This window comes from Virgibacillus proomii (assembly GCF_900162615.1).
Lineage (GTDB): Bacteria > Bacillota > Bacilli > Bacillales > Amphibacillaceae > Virgibacillus > Virgibacillus proomii.
Genome location: NZ_FUFN01000010.1, coordinates 582,476 through 603,507, shown reverse-complemented (window position 1 = coordinate 603,507; position 21,032 = coordinate 582,476). Strand labels below are relative to the sequence as shown.

Here is a 21,032-nt window from a genome sequence, read left to right as displayed (position 1 = left end):
CGATGCGAAGTTATAAAATAAATCGAACGACTACAGAAACGGATATATCGTTGAAGCTCTCGATTGATGGAACAGGTGAAAGTTCAATCCAAACAGGGATAGGTTTTTTTGATCATATGCTTACTCTTTTAACAAGGCACGGACTATTCGATTTACAAGTCGTTTGTAATGGAGATTTAGAAGTAGACCAGCATCATTCGGTTGAAGACGTCGGAATCGCATTAGGTGAAGCTTTTCGCCAAGCTTTGGGAAATAAAGTCGGCATCACCCGCTTTGCAAGTATAACAACGCCAATGGATGAAGCACTTTCTACGGTTTCTCTTGATATTAGTGGACGCGCCTATTTAGTTTATCAAGCAAAGGACTTAAAGGAAAAAGTGGGGAATTTTGACACTGAGTTGGTGGAGGAGTTTTTCCAAGCGTTTGCCAGCAATGCAAAGGTGACATTGCACATTCACAATGTGTATGGCAAAAACACGCATCATATGATTGAATCAATTTTTAAAGGTTTCGGTCGTGCTTTGGACATTGCGACACAAAAAAGTGAACGAATTAAAGGCATCCCTTCAACCAAAGGGAGCCTCTAGCCTTTCATTACAGAAAAAACAAATGCACTCGCTTAGTAACGTACAAACGCCGGAGCTTCCGAAGGGATAAAGTGAAACTTCATTCAAGGAGTGCTTTTTCTCCTTGAATGTTAGTTGAACGAATCGGGGATTTAGGACCCGTTTTTCTCATCATGTTTGCAATATCATTAGCACAGTTTTGAATTGAGAAAAATACGGATCCTTACATCCGGGATAAAGTGAAACTTCATTCAAGGAGTGCTTTTTCTCCTTGAATGTTAGTTGAACGAATCGGGGATTTAGGAGCCGTTTTTCTCATCATGTTTGCAATATCATTAGCACAGTTTTGAATTGAGAAAAATACGGATCCTTACATCCGAGGTAAAGTGAAACTTCATTCAAGGAGTGCTTTTTCTCCTTGAATGTTAGTTGAACGAATCGGAGATTTAGGACCCCGTTTTCTACAATTTAGCTCCCCGGATCGAAGTTTGCTAGTCGCTCGACCGCTTAAGCTAGACGATGAAGCTACGTTTAAACAAATTATTCGCCATGAACAAACGGCTATCTTTTCCTATACAACAAAACGAGTAGCAATTTACTTGCAACCTATTAATTATACTGATCAATAACAATGTTTGGCGATAGCAAATAGTTACCATATAACAGACAAAATAATGTTTCACTATTCTGAACAGATGAAGGGAAGAAACCATATGATTGCAATTATCGATTATGGAGCCGGTAATATAAAAAGCCTCCAATTTGCATTAGAGAAAGTAGGACTGTCTGCACAAATTACGATAGATGAAACGGTCATTGCAACGAGTGATGCAATTATTTTACCAGGTGTCGGTGCCTTTCAAGATGCCATGCAGGCGTTAAACAATCAAGGCCTAACTGAGATTATTAAACGGGAAGCAGATAATGGAAAGCCAGTACTTGGGATTTGTTTAGGGATGCAGCTGTTCTATGAAATAAGCGAAGAAGATGGAGAATCTGAGGGTCTTGGATTATTAAAGGGACGCGTTAGCAAAATTACCGGTAAAGTAAAAGTGCCACATATGGGATGGAATACACTCTCTAAACATCAAAGCAGCCCTTTAGTAAACCAAATTCCTGATCATTCCTTCGTCTATTTTGTCCACTCTTATGCAGTTAAGGAATATGCGAAAAAGACGTTAATCGCAACTTGTGATTATGCTGGAACGATACCTGCTATTGTTCAGCGAGGGAACATAATCGGTATGCAATTTCATCCAGAAAAAAGCGGAGATATCGGTTTAAAACTGTTAGAAAACGTCAAGGAGATGATGTTATGATTATTTTTCCGGCAATTGATATTAAAGACGGAAAATGTGTCCGACTTACCCAAGGAAATTATAATAAGGTCAACGTTTATAGCGATTCACCAGTAAAAGTGGCTAAAGAATGGGAAAACCAAGGCGCTCACTATTTGCATATTGTTGATTTAGATGCGGCTAAATCAGGTGTATCCCAAAATGCAGCGATCATTAAAGACATTGCCAAAAAAACCAATATTCCTGTTCAAGTTGGCGGTGGAATACGCAGTTTAACAACAATGGAAACTTATTTAAATGCAGGTATCGATAGAGTCATTCTTGGAACAGCAGCAATCAAAGATCCGGATTTCTTACACGTTGCAATCGCGAATTATCCAAGCCAAACAGCTGTATCTATCGATGCGCGAAATGGGTTAGTCGCTACAGATGGATGGACAGAAACGAGTACGATCACTGCTTTCCAATTAGTTAAAAAAATGGAACAAAAAGGCTTAGAAACCATCATTTATACTGATATTTTAAAGGATGGCATGCTAAAAGGTCCAAATATAAAAGAGCTTACACATATACAACTGGCTACTTCAATCAATATCATCGCTTCTGGTGGAGTAACTACGATTGACGATATAGTTACGTTAAAAAAGATGAATGTATATGGAGCAATTATCGGAAAAGCATTATATGATGGCTCTCTTACATTAAAAGCATGCTTGGAGGCTGTGACACATGCTGGCTAAACGAATTATCCCTTGTTTAGATGTCGATAAAGGTCGGGTTGTAAAAGGAAAAAGATTTAAAGATATTCAAGACATTGCACATCCTGTAGAACTAGCTAAAAAGTATAACGAGGCAGGTGCTGATGAGCTTGTCTTTTATGATATAACGGCCTCTAATGAGGGGCGTGATATCTTTCTCGATGTTGTTGAAAATGTTGCAAAAGAAATTACTATCCCCTTTACAGTGGGCGGTGGGATTAGAACAGTTGACGATATTCATCGTGTATTACGCGCTGGTGCTGATAAAGTTTCCGTTAATAGTGCTGCTGTAAAAAATCCTAATTTAATTAAAGATGCTGCATTAAAATTCGGCTCCCAATGTATTGTTTTATCCATTGATGCTAAACAAACAAGCAAAAAACAATGGGATGTTTACATTAACGGTGGAAGAAAACAAGCTAATCTTGATGTCATTGACTGGGCATTGCAAGGAGAATCACTAGGGGCAGGAGAACTGGTCCTTAACGCCATTCATACCGATGGTGAGAAAAACGGCTATGACTTAGATCTAGTCAAAACAATTGCTCATAGTGTAAATATACCAATAATAGCTAGCGGTGGCGCTGGGAAGATGCAGCATTTTGCAGCTGTTTTACAAGCAAGTTATGCTGACGCAGCACTAGCCGCATCGGTTTTTCATTATGAAGAAATTCCAATTTCTGAGTTAAAAAACTACTTAGTTGAGCATGGGATTCATGTGAGGAGAGATATCAATGGATAACATTTCATTTAATCAAGATGGGCTAATCCCCGCAATTGTTCAAGATGCAGATACAGGAGAAGTATTAACACTTGCTTATATGAATCAAGAAGCTTTGGCAAAAACCCTGGACACAAAGGAAGCGTGGTTTTTCAGTAGAAAGAGACAGGAACTTTGGAATAAAGGGGCTACTTCCGGGAACAGACAAATGGTTCAGCAAGTATCTATGGATTGCGACCATGACGCCCTACTTCTTCAAGTGAAACCGCTCGGTCCAGCATGCCATAAAGGTAAAAAAACTTGCTTTCACAACCCCATCTATCAAAATGATGAAGCTACGTTTACGATGCTTCCCCAATTAATTAAAAAAATTAAGCACCGCAGGAAGAACCCTGTAGAAGGTGCATATACAACATATTTATTTAACGAAGGCATGGATAAAATTTTAAAAAAGGTTGGTGAAGAAACAAGTGAGGTTATTATTGGTGCCAAAAATAATGATAAAGCTGAAGTAACATGGGAAATAGCTGATTTAACCTATCATACACTAGTTCTTATGGAACTGTTAAATGTATCAATTAGCGATATTCATAATGAGCTACAAAAGAGACATATCATGAAAGAAAAGGGTGAAGAAAATGATGAAGTATTGGAGTGAACGCACAAAACGATGTACACCGTATATCCCCGGCGAACAAATAAATGATCCAGCGATTATTAAACTCAATACGAATGAAAATCCGTATCCCCCTTCACCTAGAGTGAAAGAAGCAATCCAACAAGAGATGGAAAATTCATTACATCGTTACCCATCGTCTACCTTGGATTCTTTAAGGAAAGTAATTGCTAGACAAGAAAAAGTCCAAAAAGAGAATGTTTTCGTTGGGAATGGTTCTGATGAAGTATTAGCATTTGCATTTATGGCATTTTTTTCACCAGATAAAGCGATTCGGTTCCCTGCGATTACGTATAGTTTCTACCCAGTGTATGCCAATTTATTTCAAATCCCGTTTGAAGAAATTCCGCTGAAAAGAGATTTTACCATTAATGAACATGATTTTTTCCGATCGGTTGGTGGTGTTATTTTGCCTAACCCAAATGCACCGACAAGCATTTATACTAGTTTAGAATGTATCGAAGCGATCATAAAAAATAATCCCGATCATGTCGTAATTATTGATGAGGCATATGTTGACTTTGCACCAGGTACAGCGGTGTCTCTTATCAATAGGTATGACAATTTACTAATAGTAAAAACATTATCTAAATCTCGTTCACTGGCTGGATTACGTGTAGGTTATGCGATTGGTCATAAACATCTCATGGAGGCACTAATACGTATTAAAGATTCCTTTAATTCATACACGGTTGACCGTTTAGCGATTGTTGGTGCCAAAGCTGCAATGGAAGATACAAGCTATTTTGCGGAAACTACTGCTAAAATCATCCAAACGAGAAACTGGGTAGTTACTGAAATGGAAAAGCGAGGTTTTTTTGTTTTGCCAAGTGCAACCAACTTTATCTTTGCTCATTCCCCTGATTATGATGCTGAAATGCTTTATCAGCAATTAAAAGCAAAGAATATATTAATTCGCTACTTTAAAAAGCCGACTATTGACCAGTATGTAAGGATTTCGATTGGTACAGATAATATGATGAAGAAGTTTTTCCAGCAAGTTGATGAAATCATTGGTTAATTTTGTATAAAGCGAGATGGGTTTTTCCTTTTATCCACTAACGCAGATATCGAAGTTTGCTGTAGTGCGAGCGCTTCAGCCAGGCGACAAAGTCGCTTTGATAAAAAACATTTATCTTATAATTTTTCAAAGATAATAAAGAGGAACTCATCTCGCAAAAAAATGAGTTCCCTTTTTATTACAATAGTGTTTTAATCTCTGCATCTTTCTTAAGGTCGTCGATACGTTTTTGCAGCTGCGCTGAAGCCTTTTCTTGTTCTAATCTTGTTTTAATTTGTTCCTCTAAGTCATCTAGCTTTGCTACTTCTTCACTTTGTTCTTTAATTTTATTATAGTACTCTTTTACTTCCTTGTCGCTCACTTTAACGTCAAATTCTTTATCGGTATATTCTGTTGTAATGATGTTATCTTTTAACATCGTCTTAAACTGTTCTTCATCCATTTGAAACTGCTCTAATGCTGTCTTTAAACGATCTTCGTTTTCTTTTTTTATTTTATCGAACTCTTTTTGTACTTCCTTCTCGGTCACTTCTATGCCTTTCTTGGCCGCATCGGTATTAATTAAGTGCTGAGTTATAAGCATCTCTATCGTTTGTTTCTTTAGTTTATCCAGATCACTGACATCTTGGTTATACTGTCCCATCGTAATTTTTAACTGAGAATAAGTAGGATTGTAACGATCTCCTTTAATTTCTTCCCCATTTACGGAGGCGACCACTTCATCCTCAGATACTTTCTCCTTATCTGTTATCTCTACCTTTTTCGGTTTTTCTCCTTCTTTACCTGTATTTCCTTGCTCCTGCTGCTCCTCTTGATTAGAGTCTTTATTCCCTTCAGCATTGTTGTCATCTCCACATGCCACTACAACAGTTGCTAACAACAATGTCATTATGAGTACGATCCATTTTTTCATGTTTTATACCATCCCTTTTTATTTGAATGTCCTTCCATTCAAACATATTTTATACAAACCTTTCAAGTAGTAACAAGCTCCTGATTTATTTAAAATGGCTATTATGACAAAGGTTAAGCACTTTATTTACATTTTTACTACAAAAAATAAACATTTTCCTAATTTATGCCACAATCGACAAAGATTTACTGAAACCAACCTATTTCGCCTATCTCTTATTTTACACTACCTGTTCTAGATGATTCAAATTTCCCTCCTTTTAACGGGGCAAAATTCTAAAAATTCCGTTCTAATATGTACGCTTATTTAGATTATTTTTTACAAGTGTGTTACGAACTATATCTTTGTTCAATCAGCTATATATGGCTCGTACCAAGCTTGTTCCACTTATTCATAACTGCCCTCTATGTTACCATTTTATATGTTTTTAATAATGCACAAAAAGGGGCTGGGACATAAGCAAATACTAAATAGCAAAAACCGAACAATTCATTTAGGTACCGACCCCCCAAAGTTAGAGTAGAAATCTAATTTTCGGGGGTGTTTTTATGGCTAAATATAGTGAAGAATTTAAAATAAATCTTGTCACCGAGTATTTATATGGCAACCTAGGATATAAATTATTAGCAAAAAAATATAATATGGGTAGCGCAACACCAATATTTGAATGGGTGAAAGTCTATAAGTCTCAGGGAATGGATGGGTTAAAAAGAAAAAAAGCTAGGAAGTTTTATCCTGTTCAATTTAAATTAAATACGATACAATTTGTGTTAAAGACAGGTGCTACTTTTTTAGAAACTGCTGTTCAATTTAAATTGAACAACCCTTCCTTAATTAGACGCTGGATGAAAGAATTTAAGGAACAAGGAGTAGAAGGCCTGAAACCAAAGGGGGAGTCTTCTATGTCTAAGAAACCCAATAAACGGAAGAAAAAGGAAGAAAAAAAGTTAACACGTGAAGAAATATTAGAACGAGAGAATGAACTATTAAGGCTAGAAAATGCGTACCTAAAAAAGCTACGAGCTTTTCGGGAGAATCCAAATGCCTTCCACGAAAAGCACAGGCAAAGGTAGCATTTGGACTTAAAGAAGAAGGATTCCGATTAAAAGATATTCTCCTTGCTGTGGGCATACCTGAAGCAACCTATCACTATCATGTGAAAAATTTTGGCAGAGAAGATTCAGACAAAGTACTAAAAAAAATCATTATAGATTTATTTAAAAAGTTCCATGAACGTTATGGCTATAAACGTATTACTAGAGAACTAAATAAATTAGGATACGTTATCAACCATAAAAAAGTATATCGCATTATGTGCGAATTGGGATTGAAATGTGTGAAATTTATGCGAAAATCCCGTAAATACAATTCCTATAAGGGAAACGTTGGAAAAGTGGCGAAAAACCGATTGTCTCGCCGTTTTAACACGCCAATTCCTCTTCAAAAATTAGTAACCGATATTACAGAATTCAAATGTCTAAGTGAAGAGAAGTTATATTTAAATCCGATTCTTGACCTTTATAACGGAGAAATTATTGCGTATAAAATCAAGGAACGTCCAACGTTAGATCTTGTCATAGAACCTTTAAAAGAAACGATAGAGATAATAAAGAATCATGCAACCTATCGCACCACCATCCATTCTGACCAAGGCTTTCATTACCAGCACAACCAATGGGTGAGAACATTAAAAGAGAATAAAGTATTCCAAAGCATGTCTAGAAAAGCAACCTGTGCGGATAATGCTTCCATGGAGAATTTTTTTGGCATTTTAAAACAAGAAATGTATTATGGAGAAAAATTAGTAAGCTATGAAGAATTAAAAAGTCGGATTGAAGAATATATCTATTGGTATAATCATGAACGAATAAAAGAAAAATTGGCCGGGCTGAGCCCAGTCGAGTATCGAACGCAATCCAGCCAATCAACTGTATAATAAAACTCTAACTTTTGGGGGTAATCACATTATAATTGTTCGGTTTGTTTGCGTTTAGAAAAACTTGCGTATACACAAGGACGATTTTTTGTTCGTTTTTTAATCAGCTGTTTTCGTTTTATCCCAGCCTCTTTTTTATTGTTCTTATTTAAAGCTTGCTTCAATTTCTTTAATCATTTCCTGAACAGAAACAAGTCCGCCTCCGGACAAGTACCAGAACTCAGGATCAAGGTACGTAATATTATCGTTTTTATATGCATTTGTAGCTTTAACTAATTCATTTTCAACAATTTGTTTTGCAGCTGACTCTTCACCAATAGCTGCGCTTCGATCAATCACATACAGCAAATCAGGATTTTGCTCTCTTACATATTCAAATGAAACGTTCATCCCATGAGTAGATGCTTCAATATTTTCATCTACTGCCGGCACACCGAAGACATCATGAATAAGCCCAAAACGAGAGTTAGTTCCATATGCACTAATCTTATCATCATTTGCTAAAATAATAAGCGCTTTTTTATCTAATTCTTTTGCTTTATCTTGAACTGCTGCAACTGATGAATCAATATTTTTCAGTTCTTTCTCTACTTCAGATTGTTTATCAAAAATTTCTCCTAACGTTTTCATATTATCTTTAAAAGATTCCATATAGTTGGCCGGATCAACTCCTAAGTAAACCGTTGGCGCTATTTCAGCTAATTGATCGTAAACTTGAGACTGACGACCAGAGATAAAGATAACATCTGGTTTGATTTCCGATATTTTATCAAAATCAGGCTCTTTCAAGCTACCAATATTTTCATATTCATCCCCTTCATATTTCTCTAAATAAGAAGGAATATTACCTGCTTTTGCAACACCAGCAACTTCGACACCTAATTTATCTAGTGAATCCAGCACTCCATAGTCAAATACAACTACTTTTTCTGGGTTCTTTGGAACTTCAGTGTCGCCTAAATCCTGTTTAATTTCAACGGTTTCAGGAGCTTTGTCCTCTTTACTATCACTACTGCTAGTATCCTTTTTTTCATTATTTGAGCCACAAGCAGCTAACGTAATGACAAGCAAAGCTGCAAATAATAATAATGCTATCTTCTTCATAATGCTATTCTCCTCTTTAAAGTTTATATTTTTATAATAACCAGCGATGCAAGCATCTATTTATCCCATACTATATTAAAATATTTATAAAACACTTAAGTATATATTTAAATCATTTTTATTTACCTTTATAATTTCATCAGTTACAATTAAACTGTAAGTCATCCCTTCATCATGTATTGGCTTAGGGGTCAACATCATGATGGGGGGTTTCTATTGGATAAAAAACCCCTGTTTGATTTAAAAATTTGGAATAAATAGCTAGCTGCCCTCGCTAGTTATTAGAAATAAACACATATACGTTTGTCATCAATATGTTTAATATCGATATCCATATCATAAATATCTTTTAACACACATTCATCAATAACGTCACAAGCCCTGCCTTGTTTAATCACTTTTCCATCTTTTAAAGCAACAATATTATCAGAATAACAAGAAGCAAAGTTGATATCATGGATAACAATTAATACTGTTTTTCCCAATTCATCCACTAAATTACGTAATGTTTTCATGATCTGAACAGAATGACGCATGTCTAAGTTATTTAACGGTTCATCAAGCAAAATATATTCTGTATCTTGAGCAATAACCATTGCAATATGGGCTCGCTGACGTTGTCCACCACTAAGTTCATCTAAATATTTATGTTGCATTTCGCGCAGTTCCATATAGTCGATTGCCTGATCTACCTTTTCCCAATCATACGTGTTTAGCTTACCTTGCGAATAAGGGAACCGACCAAAGGAAACTAGTTCACGTACCGTTAATTTAAGATTGATGGAATTGGATTGCTTTAAAATCGAAATCTTTTTAGCAAGTTCATTGTTTTTTGTATGCATAATATCTTTTCCATCAATCGTTATATCCCCATCGTCTTTTGCAATCAGGCGACTAACCATGGAGATTAACGTACTCTTTCCAGCACCATTCGGACCAATGAATGAAGTTATTTTACCCTTTTCAATTGACAAAGACACATCATCAATCACTTTCTTCTGGTTAAATGACTTAAATACATTTTTAATATCTACCATGATTTATTCTCCTTTAACAAAAGATAGATGAAGTAAATACCACCGATAAAGTTAATGATGACACTAATTGTGGTTTCGAAGGTAAATACTTTCTCAACGATAAACTGCCCGCCGATAATAGCAATAATACTAATCAGCATCGAGCCGATTAAAATATAGGAATGACGAAACGTTTTAAGAAATTCATACGCCAGATTTACAACTAGTAATCCTAGAAATGTCATTGGACCTACTAATGCTGTTGCCATCGAAATAAAGACAGCAACTATGATTAACAAGTGTTTCACGACTCTGTTATAAGGTACCCCTAAATTGATTGCCATATCCTTCCCTAAACCGAGTACATCCAAATATTTGTAGTATCTTATCATATAGATAAGGAGAAGAACAAAAAGAATAATGGATATATATACAAGATCTGTGTTCACATTATTAATACTTGCAAACATGCGATCTTGGGCAATCATAAATTCATTAGGATCAATAAGCACCTGCATAAATGAAGTTATACTGCTAAAAAATGTCCCTAATATCATTCCTACAAGCAAGAGGAAATAAATACTATTCTGCTCATTTTTAAATAATACTTGGTAAAGTAGCAACGAGAATACGACCATTCCTCCAATAGATACTAGGTAATTAATTTGGCTATTCATCATAACTAATGAATTAGCTCCACTAATAAAGATAATAACTGTTTGAAGGAGTAAATAGAGTGAGTCTAGTCCCATTACACTTGGAGTTAAAATACGATTATTTGTAATCGTCATAAAGATGGTTGTAGCAAACGCAATTGCTCCACCTGTTAGCAAGATAGCAATAACTTTAATTATTCGCCTCGGTAAAACATAGCCAATATTCCCTGTCAGGTCATAAAAGATATATAGCATTGTTAATATAATTGCGATAACGGCTAGAATAAGCGTTTTCTTTTTATATCCCATATCTTTTTCTCCTAAACAGTAGATATATAAATAATCCACTACCTATGACCCCAACTGTTAAACTAATCGGTATTTCATATGGATATATAATTACTCTGCCGATAATGTCACATGCAAGAACGAAAACCGCTCCTAACAATGCTGTATGTAATAGGCTTTTCTTCAAGTGGTCGCCACGGTAAATGGAAACAATGTTTGGAATGATTAAGCCTAAAAAGGGAATAACACCTACTGCCAAGACTACAGATGCCGTCACAAGTGCTACAATAACTAATCCTAAATTCACAACCTGCCGATAATTTAATCCAAGATTTTTGGAAAAGTCCTCTCCCATTCCAGCGATGGTAAATTTATTTGCATAAAAAAATGCAAGTAACAGAATTGGGATACTTACATACATTAGCTCATAATTTCCACTCATAATCATAGAAAAATCACCTTGCATCCATGATGAAATATTTTGGACCAAATCATAGCGGTACGCAATAAAAGTGGACATCGAGCTAACAATATTCCCAAACATCAGTCCAATCAATGGAATGAATATCGCGTCTTTAAATTTTATCTTTTCCAATATCTTCATAAATGCAAATGTACCTAACAATGCAAATGCAAAAGAAACAAGCATTTTTTGAAACGGACTTGCCGAAGTGAATAGTACCATAGAAACTAAAATGCCTAACCTTGCTGAATCCAGTGTTCCAGCAGTTGTAGGTGAAACAAATTTATTTCTACTTAGTTGCTGCATAATCAATCCGCAAATACTCATGCTCATACCTGCAATTAAAATACTGATAAGTCTTGGAACTCTTGAAACCATCAGTATCTGCGTTTGCTCCTCTGTTAACTTAAATAGATCTAAAGGAGATACGTTTGATACACCTACAAATATAGATATAAAGGAAAGTATAATAACTGTGAAAACTAAATAGCGTATTTTCATAGACTGACCTTCACTTTCAACTTCCCCTACATTATAATAATTATTACCTTTTAATAGTTATAATTAATAATGATATTCATTATCAATTAGTTACATCTACCAGTATAACAGATTTACTACTAACGTCAATAAAAAAGTTTATAAAAATATTTATTAATATACACATTCGTTTCAATTAATTAAAAAATAATCAGCTGTTTCTGATTAAGATAGAATAAAGCGCCTTCAATATAAGTGAAACCAGACTTAGATGCTGGTTTTTTCTTTTATATACCTCTGCTATTCTTTAGACTCATTTATCATTGCGAATCTGTTAACCTTTGACAACTATAGATTAGAAAGACTTGGCTTATCACCAAGTCTTTATGACGAAAGCTATCGTTTTTCTTATACGATAAAGTGAAGCTTCATTCCGTGGAATGCTTTTTACACGGAATGTTAGTACCACAAGGGTATGACCTAAAGGCCCTTGAACCAATCGGGCATTTAGATGCCGTTTTTCTTTTATGTTCACAATGCCATAATAGATTTTAGAATTTAGGAAAGTACGGCACCTTACATGCGGGGTAAAGCCTAAATTATATACTCTCCTATAGTAAAAAATTGAAAAATGATCCCCCTTTCTAGTTTTTAAAAATAGCTGATTAAATTTTTTAGACAAGAAGTTGTCGATTATCTTTCAATTCTATCGTTAACGCTAAACCTTTGGCGCAAACGCCACTGCCAGTTCAATTTGTATGTAAAGCTAAAGTATAATTAACGTTCCGCTAAATCAATTATTACTTTCTTCACACATAAATAAACAAGTCTGTAATACTTTGTAGTATTACAGACTTGTTTTCGTTCTCTGAGTGACACCTTATTGAGCAGTATTGTTTCGTTCTACCATTGTGTTAAATTTTTCTGCTATATGTTCTGGGGTAAATCCATATTTTTTGGCTAAATCAGTTCCATTACCTGATTCCCCATAATGGTTAATCGTTATCATGTCGCCATTGTCACCAACATAGTCCCTCCACCCAAGAGAAGTCCCCATTTCAATTGCCAGTTTATTAGATACACTTTTCGGAAGGACTTTTTCTTTATATGGAGCATCTTGTTTGTTAAAAAGTTCCCAGCTCGGCATACTAACTACGGAGACGGAAATTCCTTGATCCTCTAATATTTTTTGTGCTTTTAAAGCCAGTTCTACTTCTGAACCAGTTGCAATAAGGATTCCGTCCGAAGAATCACTGCTTCCCTTTGATATAATATACGCACCGCGCTCTACCCCTTCTTTGCTGGCTTTCTCTAGTACCGGTACATCATGTCTTCCAAGTACAATTGCAGTAGGAGTATCTTTTGAGTTTACAGCTATTAACCAAGCTGCTTTTGTTTCATTAGCATCTGCAGGTCTAATCACATTCAAATTAGGAGTTGCTCGTAAAGTAGCAAGTTGCTCTATTGGTTGGTGTGTTGGACCATCTTGACCTAACATGAAACTATCATGTGTAAATAGATAGATTACTGGTTGATTCGTAATTGCTGATAATCGAATTGCCGCTTTCATATAATCTGAGAAAACTAGAAAAGTTCCAGAATATCCTTTGATTCCGCCGTGTAATGATATCCCATTGATAATAGAAGCCATTGCAAATTCACGTACTCCAAAGTGAATATTTGAGCAATTATACGTTCCTTTCTCCATAAATGGCTGATCTATGATGGTAGTTTTATTTGACGAAGCTAAATCTGCTGACCCACCTATAAAAGATGGAAACCTTTTGGAAATAACGTTTAACACCTTACCAGAAGCAGCTCTAGTAGCTATTTTTTCTTCTGTAAATTCAATCTCTACATCTTCCATTATGAAGTCATTTTCCATACATTTTACAAACTGTTCCGCCAATTCAGGATATGTTTCTTTATACTTTTCAAACTGTTTATTCCAATCCTTCTCCGCTTGATCTCCTTTTATAGCAATCTCGTTAAAGTTTTCCCGAACTTCTGTCGGAATAAAAAACTTTTCATCATATGGCCATTGATAGGCTTTTTTAATTAAACTAACTTCATCTTCCCCAACAGGATTACTATGAATAGCAGCAGTTCCCTGAAGATTTGGTGAACCAAATCCGATAATATTTTTTACTTCAATTAAGGAAGGTTGATCCGTATTCTGTTTCGCTGACTGAATTGCTCTATACACTGATTCTATATCATTACCATTTTCCACATACAATGTCTGCCATCCCATAGCTGCATATTTTTTCTGGACGTCTTCACTATTCGCTTCTTGAACAAAACCATCCGAGCAAACATCATTAGAATCATATAAAACAATTAGTTTTCCTAACCCTAAATGACCTGCCAAGGACATTGCTTCTTGTGCGACGCCTTCCATGAGATCTCCATCGCCACATATTGTAAACGTGTAATGATCCACAATATTCAAGTCATCTTTGTTATATGTTTGTGCTAAATTTCTTTCTGCAATTGCAAAACCGACAGAAGTAGAAATTCCTTGTCCTAATGGTCCTGTAGTTGCCTCCACACCTGGAGTAACACCGACTTCTGGGTGACCTGGCGTAATACTCCCTAACTTGCGAAATTTCTTTAAATCTTCTACAGATACTTCATATCCACTTAAATGAAGAAGTGTATACAATAAAATGGACCCGTGACCCGAAGTTAGGATAAATCGATCTCGATCATACCATGTTGAATTTTTTGGATTATGCTTCATAATATATCTAAATAACGCATATGCCATAGGCGCAGATCCTAATGGCATGCCCAAATGACCATGCTGAGCATTTTCTACACTATCTAAAGCTAATGTTCTTATAGTTGCAACAGATAAATCGTCCATCTTATTTTTAATCCATTTTTCCATGTTTAACATCCTTTACATGTAATTTAAAAAATTCCAATTAGCCACTTTCCAATGTAATAGACTAATATACCGATAATTGAAAAGTCTGTTTCTGGGAATGCCGTCCCGGATAATCCGATGTTATCCATTATCGGATAAATAAGTGCTGGCCCGATTGCAATTAAGATACCGACACTGAAGCTACCAACAACGGCACCTTTCCAACCTCCTGTAGCATTCCCGAATACACCTGCTGTTGCACCGATAAAAAAGTAAGGGACAGCAACGGGAATAATGACAGAAACATCTATCATTCCGAAAAAGAACATACAGAGTAATCCACCAGCATATGCAGAAAGAAAACCAATAACTGTAGCAGTAGGTGCATATGGAAATACAACCGGGCAGTCTAAAGCTGGTTTCGCATTTGGTATTAGTTTTTCTGAAATACCTACAAAAGCATTCACGATTTCACCTAATAGCATTCGGACACCTGTAATAATTACATAGAGGGAAGCAGCAAATGTTAACCCTTGTAATAACGGGAAGACTAACCAATGCATTCCGTCTGATATTTCTTCAACAAAAGAGGATCCAGCGGCAAATGTAGCGATATAGAAGAAAATAACAATTGTCAAACTAACACCTACAACATAGTCTTTAAACATAGAAAGCCAACCTGGCAAGTTTAAGTTTTCCGTGGTGTCTTCCGGTTTTCCAACCTTAGAACCGATCCAACCCGCAAATGCATAACCAGCACTCACATAATGGCCAAGTGCAATATCATCGTCACCTGTTACTTTGCGCATAAACGGTTGGGCAATGGCAGGGAAAATACATGCACATATACCTAAAATAATTCCACCTACAATAACTGTCATCGTGTTTCCAACATCTAATGCTTTCATCATAACTGTAAGTAATGCTGCAAAGTACAAATTATGCTGACCCGTCAAGAAGATATATTTAAAAGGTGTAATTCGCGCAAATAACAAGTTAAAAACAAATCCGAGCAGCATTACTAAAGATACAACTGTGCCAAACTTTTCTTGCGCAAGTGCTGTTACTGCTTCAGCAAGAGGCAATACGCCATCTAAATCAAACCCTTTACTGAACAATTCTTGAAAATTATTTAAAGCTAAAACAGCTGCTCCGGAACCAACGGTAAAGATGAGAAAACCGACAATTGTTTTTAGCGTACCGGTTAGAACTTCATCAAAAGCTTTCTTTTGAAGAAGCAACCCTAACAAAGCCATTAAACCAACTAAAATAGCTGCGGATCCCAATAAGTCAATTGCAAACGCTTTTATTAAGTCCACTCTTGTTCCTCCTTCACAAAATAATAACCTATAGATTTTCCTCCAAATACTTGCTTAACTTCGTTTTAATTTCATTTTTATCCATTAAATTTTTTATTCCTATTGCATATTTCACTTTGTCTTTCACATCAGGAACTAAATCATCAAGTGTAATAAGCAAATCTCCATTAAATTGATTAACTGCACTTAATGTGTCATGTTGCACTTTAATTGGAAAGTTATTTTCTCTTATTACTTGTTGGACTCTAATTTTCAGCATCATACTACTCCCCATACCTGTACGACAAGCTACTAATGCTACCTTCATTCGTTACTCATCTCCACTTCTGATTTTTTTATATAATCGATAATTTCTTCTTTGCTGCTAGAGGATTCCAGTAAGTCGTAAAAATCTTTTGATTCGAGAAGTTCTACCAATTCAGTAATCGCTTTCAAATGTGTTATACTGTCTACCGCACTTAAACAAAATACATATTTAACGGGGTCATTATCCTTATTACCAAAGCTAACAGGTGTTTTGAGAGTAGTTAAGCTGATCCCGATTTTATTAGCTCCTGCTTCTGGCCTTGCATGTGGAAGTGCGACATGTTTTGTAATAACAATATAAGGTCCATTCTCTTCGGCACTAGCTACCATAGCATTAACATAATTCGTAGTTACTATATGTTGCTCCACTAATGGCCGACTGCTTTTTTTAATAGCATCTTTCCAATCTTTAACCTGTACTTTTAATTGAATTAAATCTTTGTTTATTATTTCACTTAACATCGGTTGCCTCCTTTCCCCATGAATATAAATAACCTCGGCCAATACTTTCTTTAATTCATTTACTAATTTTTTTGCATTTTGATTATTTGTGTATTTATTCACAACATGAAGTAAATCTTTTTCGCTAATATTGGAATTTGGCTGCGTATACACAGAATTCCCTATCCTTTTATAAAAACTTTTAATTAAATTGGCTTTCTCTAAATTAGTCATCATTGGACTTACAATGAACAAAGGCTTAGAGGTTTGTATCAGTTTTGTAGAGAACACAACATCTACTTCGTCATTTATAGAGAGCTGATCAATCGATGTCGGTTTTAAAAACTCTACTTCTGGAAAAATACCTGTCAGCTCTTTATAAATAATCAGTGAAATTCCAGTCCCGTTTGGACAGACAATCCCTGCTTTTACTTTACTGGTTGACTGTACATTTGTATGTTTAATTAATGTAGCAAAGTGGATCGTTAGATAGGCAATTTCATTATCGGAAAAACGAGATCCTCCCGGCAAACTTATGGGATAAAATATTTCTTTTAGAATTTTAAATAAGCTATTATACTTAGCTTTTATCTTATCTTTTAACGGGTTTACTATTGGATAATTAAAAATAATCCGATAATAAGCAGGCTTAAAATGCGTATATATCTGTTGAAATGCTTCCTTCTTATTGGGTAAAGCAATTCCATAAGTTACTTCTAATTTATAAAAGATTTTATACACAAACTCCTTTAACATATAGAAACTTTCATTCTTCATGTCAGCTTGTCCAAAGGAGTAAGACAGTATTAGTGAAGCGATAAAATTAACGTAACAGCTTGATATTGGGTAACCCAAGTTTAATAAATCCTCCGTAATTAATCTTGCAACCTGATATTCTGGCATACTCGTTAGTTTAACATGATCCGTTCTGTTGTCCACGTCTTGTTCCCTTATCATAAAGAAGATGATGATATACATTACTTCTAATAGACCGTTATCAGAACAAATAATCTCTTGTCTGTCAAAATGTTTCCTTATAACATGAAATATCTGCTTATAGGGAATACCACTCTGCTCTAAAACATAATCTAAGCTAATGGTACGCTGCTTATGATGGATTATAATATTGCCAATTAAATACATAGCAGCATAACGAATATTGGCTTCTTTTCCGTCTATAAAATAACCTTGTATTCTTTTATACGTTATTTGTAAATCATATAACTGTAACTCCTTTACAAGTTTTTTTAAATCCTCATGAACGGTGCCTCTGCTCACACGGAGTAAGTCGGTTAAATGATATAAGGAAACTTCTTCTTTACTAATGAGCAAGTAAAAAAATAGAATTAGACGTCTATCTTTTTCATTATAATTAGATATACTTTTTTCTTGCGCTAACTTACTTACAACATTGTTTGGGGTTTCTGTCATTTTCAATCCACTTTTTCTACAGTACTTAATTTCTTCAAAGTTGTTTTTCTTCAACCAGTAATTTATCTTTTCCAAATCATACATGATTTGTCTTCTCGACAAGGAGGTTTTTAATTGTAAATCGTTGATGGTACAACTTGGATTACCCATTATGAATTCCAAGATAGTGAGTGATCTTTGCTCGAGCATTGACTTATCCCTCCTATATTTCTAATATAAATGAAGCGCTATCACCCTTCAATGTAAATTAAGTATAACTTTTGTCACTAGCCCACACAATAACTGAATGGATGTAATAAGCTGGTATATTTAAGCAAAAATCTTGAACCTTTCCTGTGCGATGGATATGGGGAAAAAGCGGCTGAAAATCCGACTTTTACGCTGCCAGTTTATCTGCTTTAGAAAAACTCGGCTTGTTGCCAAGTCTTTAGCGAAAGCTATCGTTTTTCTTTTACGATAAAGTGAAACTTCATTCAGTAGGAATTTGCTTCCCTCTCCTACTGAATGTTAGTACCACAAGGGTATGACCTAAAGGCCCTTGAACCAATCGGGCATTTAGGTGCCGTTTTCTCCCTATCAACTCAGGTCTTGAAGCAGGAGTCTTACGGCACCTTACATGCGGGATAAAGATTAAATTTTTTACTTTCCTATAGTACAAAAAAAGCGGGGACTCTTTTTTATAACAAGAGTCCCCGAATCTAGTAACTATATGATATATAGATTATTCAGTTATCCATCTCACAACCTTCATCGGTACAATAAGTTGTTTTAGAAGCTTTTGGATTTAATGATTTCAACTGATGATTTTGCTGTTCTTCCTGCCATACTTGTTCAAGCGCACCTACAAACACTTCTGTTGGTTGTGCTCCAGAAAGAGCATATTTTTCATTGAATACAAAGAAAGGAACACCTTGTATACCAAGTTGTCGCGCTTGTTCCTGATCATCTCTTACCTCTTTTGCATAAGCCTCATTCTTTAAGATAGATGCAACCTCAACTTGATCAAGCCCTACTTCAGCAGCTAATCCCTGCAACACTTCATAATCACTTATCAATTGAGAGTCGGTAAAGAAGGCGTGCATTAGCTTTTCAGTCATTTCATTTCCTTTTCCTTGTCGTTCAGCATATTTGGCTACACGATGTGCTGCAAACGTGTTTGTATGCTGCATCGAATCAAAGTGATAGGTTAGTCCTACTTCTTTTGCTTGCATTTCTATATTTTTAGTCATTTGTCTTACTTGTTCTATCGGCATTCCTTTGGTTTTTGAAAGATATTCTTGCATATTTTGATTTGGTTTTGTTTCTGCATTCGGATCTAATTGATAGCTTTTAAATTCCAAAGTTACTTCATCTTGATGTTTAAATGTTTCCAAAGATTGTTCTAGTCTTCTTTTACCAATGTAACAAAACGGACATACAAAATCAGACCATATTTCAATTTTCATTGCTACACCTCGTTTCTTCACCCTATTTTAGCATAGCTAATCAAGTGTTAAGAAGTAACGTGCTTATAGAGGAGGTTTAAAAAGTTAGTAAAAACGCCACACCAAACTTCATCGTACGTTGAATGGCAAAATTTCGGCTTAGAAGTTAGCGACGCAGTGAAAATGTTAATGTTCGAAGTTTAAGTGAATATTCCCACCAGCCAAGTTCTTCTTTATTAGCTTGTCTCAAGGTCCATGTTTCGTATTGTATACTTGGTGAACGGCACATAAAATATGTAGGTTCAGTGTTGCAACAGAATCAAGGGAAAGCTACATAGCAATACATCGCATTTTTTCAAGGACAGAGTATGCGACATCACTACACTGCGTTTTTTCAAGGACGTCAATCAGTCGTCCTTGATCGGTTTATCGTCTTTTTGATTAGTGGTAGAAAGGCTTATCTTGATCGACATATCTTCCATAGTCTGGTACGGCAAAATCGGAAAAATGATCGACTAGTCTTTGCAATCCTTTTTCCAGCTTTTCCCCTTTCATCGAGATCCCATGTCCAGGAACAACGATTTTTGGTTTCAATTTAGCTAGTTTTTCAACGGATTTACGTGCTTCATCCCAATCAGTAGTAAAATACCTTGGTGGTCCATTTACCTCGGCTGTTTGCATGAGTACACGATAGAAAGAGTCTTGACGAACTGTGATAAATGCATCTCCTGAAAATAGTAAACGGTCACTTTCTCGGTAAAATGAAACATGACCTGGGGTATGTCCGGGAGTATGAATCCATTTCCAACCGTTTAAATACGGAACTTGCTGATCTTCTGGCAGTGGCTGGACAGCATCTCCTAAATTAATTGGTTCATTTGGATACATGCCTGCTATTTTCGCTAATAATCCCCCTTCTACATCAGAATCTGGCTTTGGATAACTTTTTTCACCACGTAAATAGGGCAACTCGTCGGGATGTGCATAGATTGGAACTTCCCACTCTGCTAGTAAATCAGCTAAACCGCCTACATGATCAAAATGTGCATGTGTTAATAAAATAGCAGCAGGTTTACTGCCTTTACCAAAGCGGTCAACAACTACTGACTTAATTTCAGGAGCTGCATTCGGTAATCCTGCATCAATAAGTACCCAGTCTCCCGCATCTGAGTGGCCAACAAAACCGATATTCACCATTTGATCAGTATAATAATATACATCTGCTTTAACCTCTACCCCGCCGCCACTCGTAATCGATGTCATCGGAATAAATGTATCATGCTCTTTTTGATGAAAATCCTGCTCCACAAGAAAACCTCCTTTATAATATTGATTTTAGTATT

At 35.7% G+C, this 21,032-nt stretch carries 20 protein-coding genes; 9 read left to right on the top strand and 11 right to left on the bottom strand.

Annotation, left to right across the window (positions count from 1 at the left end):
• Positions 1-2: 2 nt before the first annotated feature.
• From hisB to hisC, 7 genes are all read left to right on the top strand, one after another.
• Positions 3-587: an imidazoleglycerol-phosphate dehydratase HisB gene (hisB, locus tag BN1066_RS10735; RefSeq protein WP_077319434.1), complete on the top strand. Its 585-nt coding sequence runs from the start codon at positions 3-5 to the stop codon at positions 585-587.
• 401 nt (positions 588-988) lie between these two features.
• A complete protein-coding gene (locus BN1066_RS10730) occupies positions 989-1,195 on the top strand; it encodes a hypothetical protein (RefSeq protein ID WP_077319433.1) in 207 nt (68 codons plus the stop codon).
• A gap of 84 nt (positions 1,196-1,279) precedes the next feature.
• Positions 1,280-1,885 (top strand): imidazole glycerol phosphate synthase subunit HisH, encoded by a 606-nt coding sequence (hisH, locus tag BN1066_RS10725; protein WP_077319432.1) that lies wholly within the window; start codon positions 1,280-1,282, stop codon positions 1,883-1,885.
• Complete coding sequence (gene hisA / locus BN1066_RS10720) at positions 1,882-2,604, top strand: 1-(5-phosphoribosyl)-5-[(5-phosphoribosylamino)methylideneamino]imidazole-4-carboxamide isomerase (protein ID WP_077319431.1); 723 nt, start codon at positions 1,882-1,884, stop codon at positions 2,602-2,604. The genes hisH and hisA overlap by 4 nt, the downstream gene beginning before the upstream one ends.
• Positions 2,594-3,364: an imidazole glycerol phosphate synthase subunit HisF gene (hisF, locus tag BN1066_RS10715; RefSeq protein WP_077319430.1), complete on the top strand. Its 771-nt coding sequence runs from the start codon at positions 2,594-2,596 to the stop codon at positions 3,362-3,364. Before hisA ends, hisF begins: the two co-directional genes overlap by 11 nt.
• Entirely contained in the window at positions 3,357-4,001 is a 645-nt protein-coding gene (gene hisIE, locus BN1066_RS10710; protein ID WP_077319429.1) for a bifunctional phosphoribosyl-AMP cyclohydrolase/phosphoribosyl-ATP diphosphatase HisIE, read from the top strand. Before hisF ends, hisIE begins: the two co-directional genes overlap by 8 nt.
• Complete coding sequence (hisC, locus tag BN1066_RS10705) at positions 3,982-5,040, top strand: histidinol-phosphate transaminase (RefSeq protein ID WP_077319428.1); 1,059 nt, start codon at positions 3,982-3,984, stop codon at positions 5,038-5,040. The genes hisIE and hisC overlap by 20 nt, the downstream gene beginning before the upstream one ends.
• Positions 5,041-5,218: 178 nt before the next feature.
• On the opposite strand, the gene BN1066_RS10700 is transcribed toward hisC, so the two are convergent.
• On the bottom strand, positions 5,219-5,953 hold the full coding sequence (locus BN1066_RS10700) for a SurA N-terminal domain-containing protein (protein ID WP_077319427.1): 735 nt from the start codon (positions 5,951-5,953) through the stop codon (positions 5,219-5,221).
• A gap of 548 nt (positions 5,954-6,501) precedes the next feature.
• On the opposite strand from BN1066_RS10700, the gene BN1066_RS10695 reads away from it, so the two are divergent.
• Entirely contained in the window at positions 6,502-7,026 is a 525-nt protein-coding gene (locus tag BN1066_RS10695) for a helix-turn-helix domain-containing protein (protein ID WP_077318425.1), read from the top strand.
• Positions 6,939-7,889, top strand: a complete 951-nt coding sequence (locus BN1066_RS10690; RefSeq protein WP_143695707.1) for an IS3 family transposase — start codon at positions 6,939-6,941, stop codon at positions 7,887-7,889. The genes BN1066_RS10695 and BN1066_RS10690 overlap by 88 nt, the downstream gene beginning before the upstream one ends.
• 144 nt (positions 7,890-8,033) lie before the next feature.
• Here the strand turns inward: BN1066_RS10690 and BN1066_RS10685 are convergent, their stop codons facing one another.
• The 10 genes from BN1066_RS10685 to BN1066_RS10640 all read right to left on the bottom strand — a co-directional run bounded on the left by BN1066_RS10685 (position 8,034) and on the right by BN1066_RS10640 (position 20,997).
• Positions 8,034-8,993 (bottom strand): siderophore ABC transporter substrate-binding protein, encoded by a 960-nt coding sequence (locus tag BN1066_RS10685; protein WP_077319426.1) that lies wholly within the window; start codon positions 8,991-8,993, stop codon positions 8,034-8,036.
• 281 nt (positions 8,994-9,274) lie between these two features.
• Entirely contained in the window at positions 9,275-10,030 is a 756-nt protein-coding gene (locus tag BN1066_RS10680; RefSeq protein WP_077319425.1) for an iron ABC transporter ATP-binding protein, read from the bottom strand.
• The gene (locus BN1066_RS10675) at positions 10,024-10,974 is read right to left on the bottom strand and encodes an iron chelate uptake ABC transporter family permease subunit (protein ID WP_077319424.1); all 951 of its coding nucleotides are present in this window, start codon (positions 10,972-10,974) and stop codon (positions 10,024-10,026) included. Before BN1066_RS10675 ends, BN1066_RS10680 begins: the two co-directional genes overlap by 7 nt.
• Positions 10,964-11,917 (bottom strand): ABC transporter permease, encoded by a 954-nt coding sequence (locus tag BN1066_RS10670; RefSeq protein WP_077319423.1) that lies wholly within the window; start codon positions 11,915-11,917, stop codon positions 10,964-10,966. Before BN1066_RS10670 ends, BN1066_RS10675 begins: the two co-directional genes overlap by 11 nt.
• A gap of 859 nt (positions 11,918-12,776) precedes the next feature.
• Positions 12,777-14,789, bottom strand: coding sequence for a transketolase (gene tkt / locus BN1066_RS10665; RefSeq protein ID WP_077319422.1), 2,013 nt, complete (start codon positions 14,787-14,789; stop codon positions 12,777-12,779).
• 23 nt (positions 14,790-14,812) lie between these two features.
• A complete protein-coding gene (locus BN1066_RS10660) occupies positions 14,813-16,087 on the bottom strand; it encodes a PTS ascorbate transporter subunit IIC (RefSeq protein WP_077319421.1) in 1,275 nt (424 codons plus the stop codon).
• A gap of 28 nt (positions 16,088-16,115) precedes the next feature.
• Complete coding sequence (locus BN1066_RS10655; RefSeq protein ID WP_077319420.1) at positions 16,116-16,394, bottom strand: PTS sugar transporter subunit IIB; 279 nt, start codon at positions 16,392-16,394, stop codon at positions 16,116-16,118.
• On the bottom strand, positions 16,391-18,454 hold the full coding sequence (locus BN1066_RS10650) for a BglG family transcription antiterminator (protein WP_077319419.1): 2,064 nt from the start codon (positions 18,452-18,454) through the stop codon (positions 16,391-16,393). The genes BN1066_RS10655 and BN1066_RS10650 overlap by 4 nt, the downstream gene beginning before the upstream one ends.
• Before the next feature lie 536 nt (positions 18,455-18,990).
• Positions 18,991-19,710 (bottom strand): DsbA family oxidoreductase, encoded by a 720-nt coding sequence (locus BN1066_RS10645; protein WP_077319418.1) that lies wholly within the window; start codon positions 19,708-19,710, stop codon positions 18,991-18,993.
• Between the two features lie 420 nt (positions 19,711-20,130).
• Positions 20,131-20,997 (bottom strand): MBL fold metallo-hydrolase, encoded by an 867-nt coding sequence (locus BN1066_RS10640; RefSeq protein ID WP_245799767.1) that lies wholly within the window; start codon positions 20,995-20,997, stop codon positions 20,131-20,133.
• Positions 20,998-21,032: the final 35 nt, after the last annotated feature.

Bases quoted from the DNA above. Each gene is read 5' to 3' on its own strand.
- hisB (WP_077319434.1), top strand. From the start codon at position 3: ATGCGAAGTTATAAAATAAATCGAACGACTACAGAAACGGATATATCG.
- BN1066_RS10730 (WP_077319433.1), top strand. From the start codon at position 989: ATGTTAGTTGAACGAATCGGAGATTTAGGACCCCGTTTTCTACAATTT.
- hisH (WP_077319432.1), top strand. From the start codon at position 1,280: ATGATTGCAATTATCGATTATGGAGCCGGTAATATAAAAAGCCTCCAA.
- hisA (WP_077319431.1), top strand. From the start codon at position 1,882: ATGATTATTTTTCCGGCAATTGATATTAAAGACGGAAAATGTGTCCGA.
- hisF (WP_077319430.1), top strand. From the start codon at position 2,594: ATGCTGGCTAAACGAATTATCCCTTGTTTAGATGTCGATAAAGGTCGG.
- hisIE (WP_077319429.1), top strand. From the start codon at position 3,357: ATGGATAACATTTCATTTAATCAAGATGGGCTAATCCCCGCAATTGTT.
- hisC (WP_077319428.1), top strand. From the start codon at position 3,982: ATGATGAAGTATTGGAGTGAACGCACAAAACGATGTACACCGTATATC.
- BN1066_RS10700 (WP_077319427.1), bottom strand. From the start codon at position 5,953: ATGAAAAAATGGATCGTACTCATAATGACATTGTTGTTAGCAACTGTT.
- BN1066_RS10695 (WP_077318425.1), top strand. From the start codon at position 6,502: ATGGCTAAATATAGTGAAGAATTTAAAATAAATCTTGTCACCGAGTAT.
- BN1066_RS10685 (WP_077319426.1), bottom strand. From the start codon at position 8,993: ATGAAGAAGATAGCATTATTATTATTTGCAGCTTTGCTTGTCATTACG.
- BN1066_RS10680 (WP_077319425.1), bottom strand. From the start codon at position 10,030: ATGGTAGATATTAAAAATGTATTTAAGTCATTTAACCAGAAGAAAGTG.
- BN1066_RS10675 (WP_077319424.1), bottom strand. From the start codon at position 10,974: ATGGGATATAAAAAGAAAACGCTTATTCTAGCCGTTATCGCAATTATA.
- BN1066_RS10670 (WP_077319423.1), bottom strand. From the start codon at position 11,917: ATGAAAATACGCTATTTAGTTTTCACAGTTATTATACTTTCCTTTATA.
- tkt (WP_077319422.1), bottom strand. From the start codon at position 14,789: ATGGAAAAATGGATTAAAAATAAGATGGACGATTTATCTGTTGCAACT.
- BN1066_RS10655 (WP_077319420.1), bottom strand. From the start codon at position 16,394: ATGAAGGTAGCATTAGTAGCTTGTCGTACAGGTATGGGGAGTAGTATG.
- BN1066_RS10650 (WP_077319419.1), bottom strand. From the start codon at position 18,454: ATGCTCGAGCAAAGATCACTCACTATCTTGGAATTCATAATGGGTAAT.
- BN1066_RS10645 (WP_077319418.1), bottom strand. From the start codon at position 19,710: ATGAAAATTGAAATATGGTCTGATTTTGTATGTCCGTTTTGTTACATT.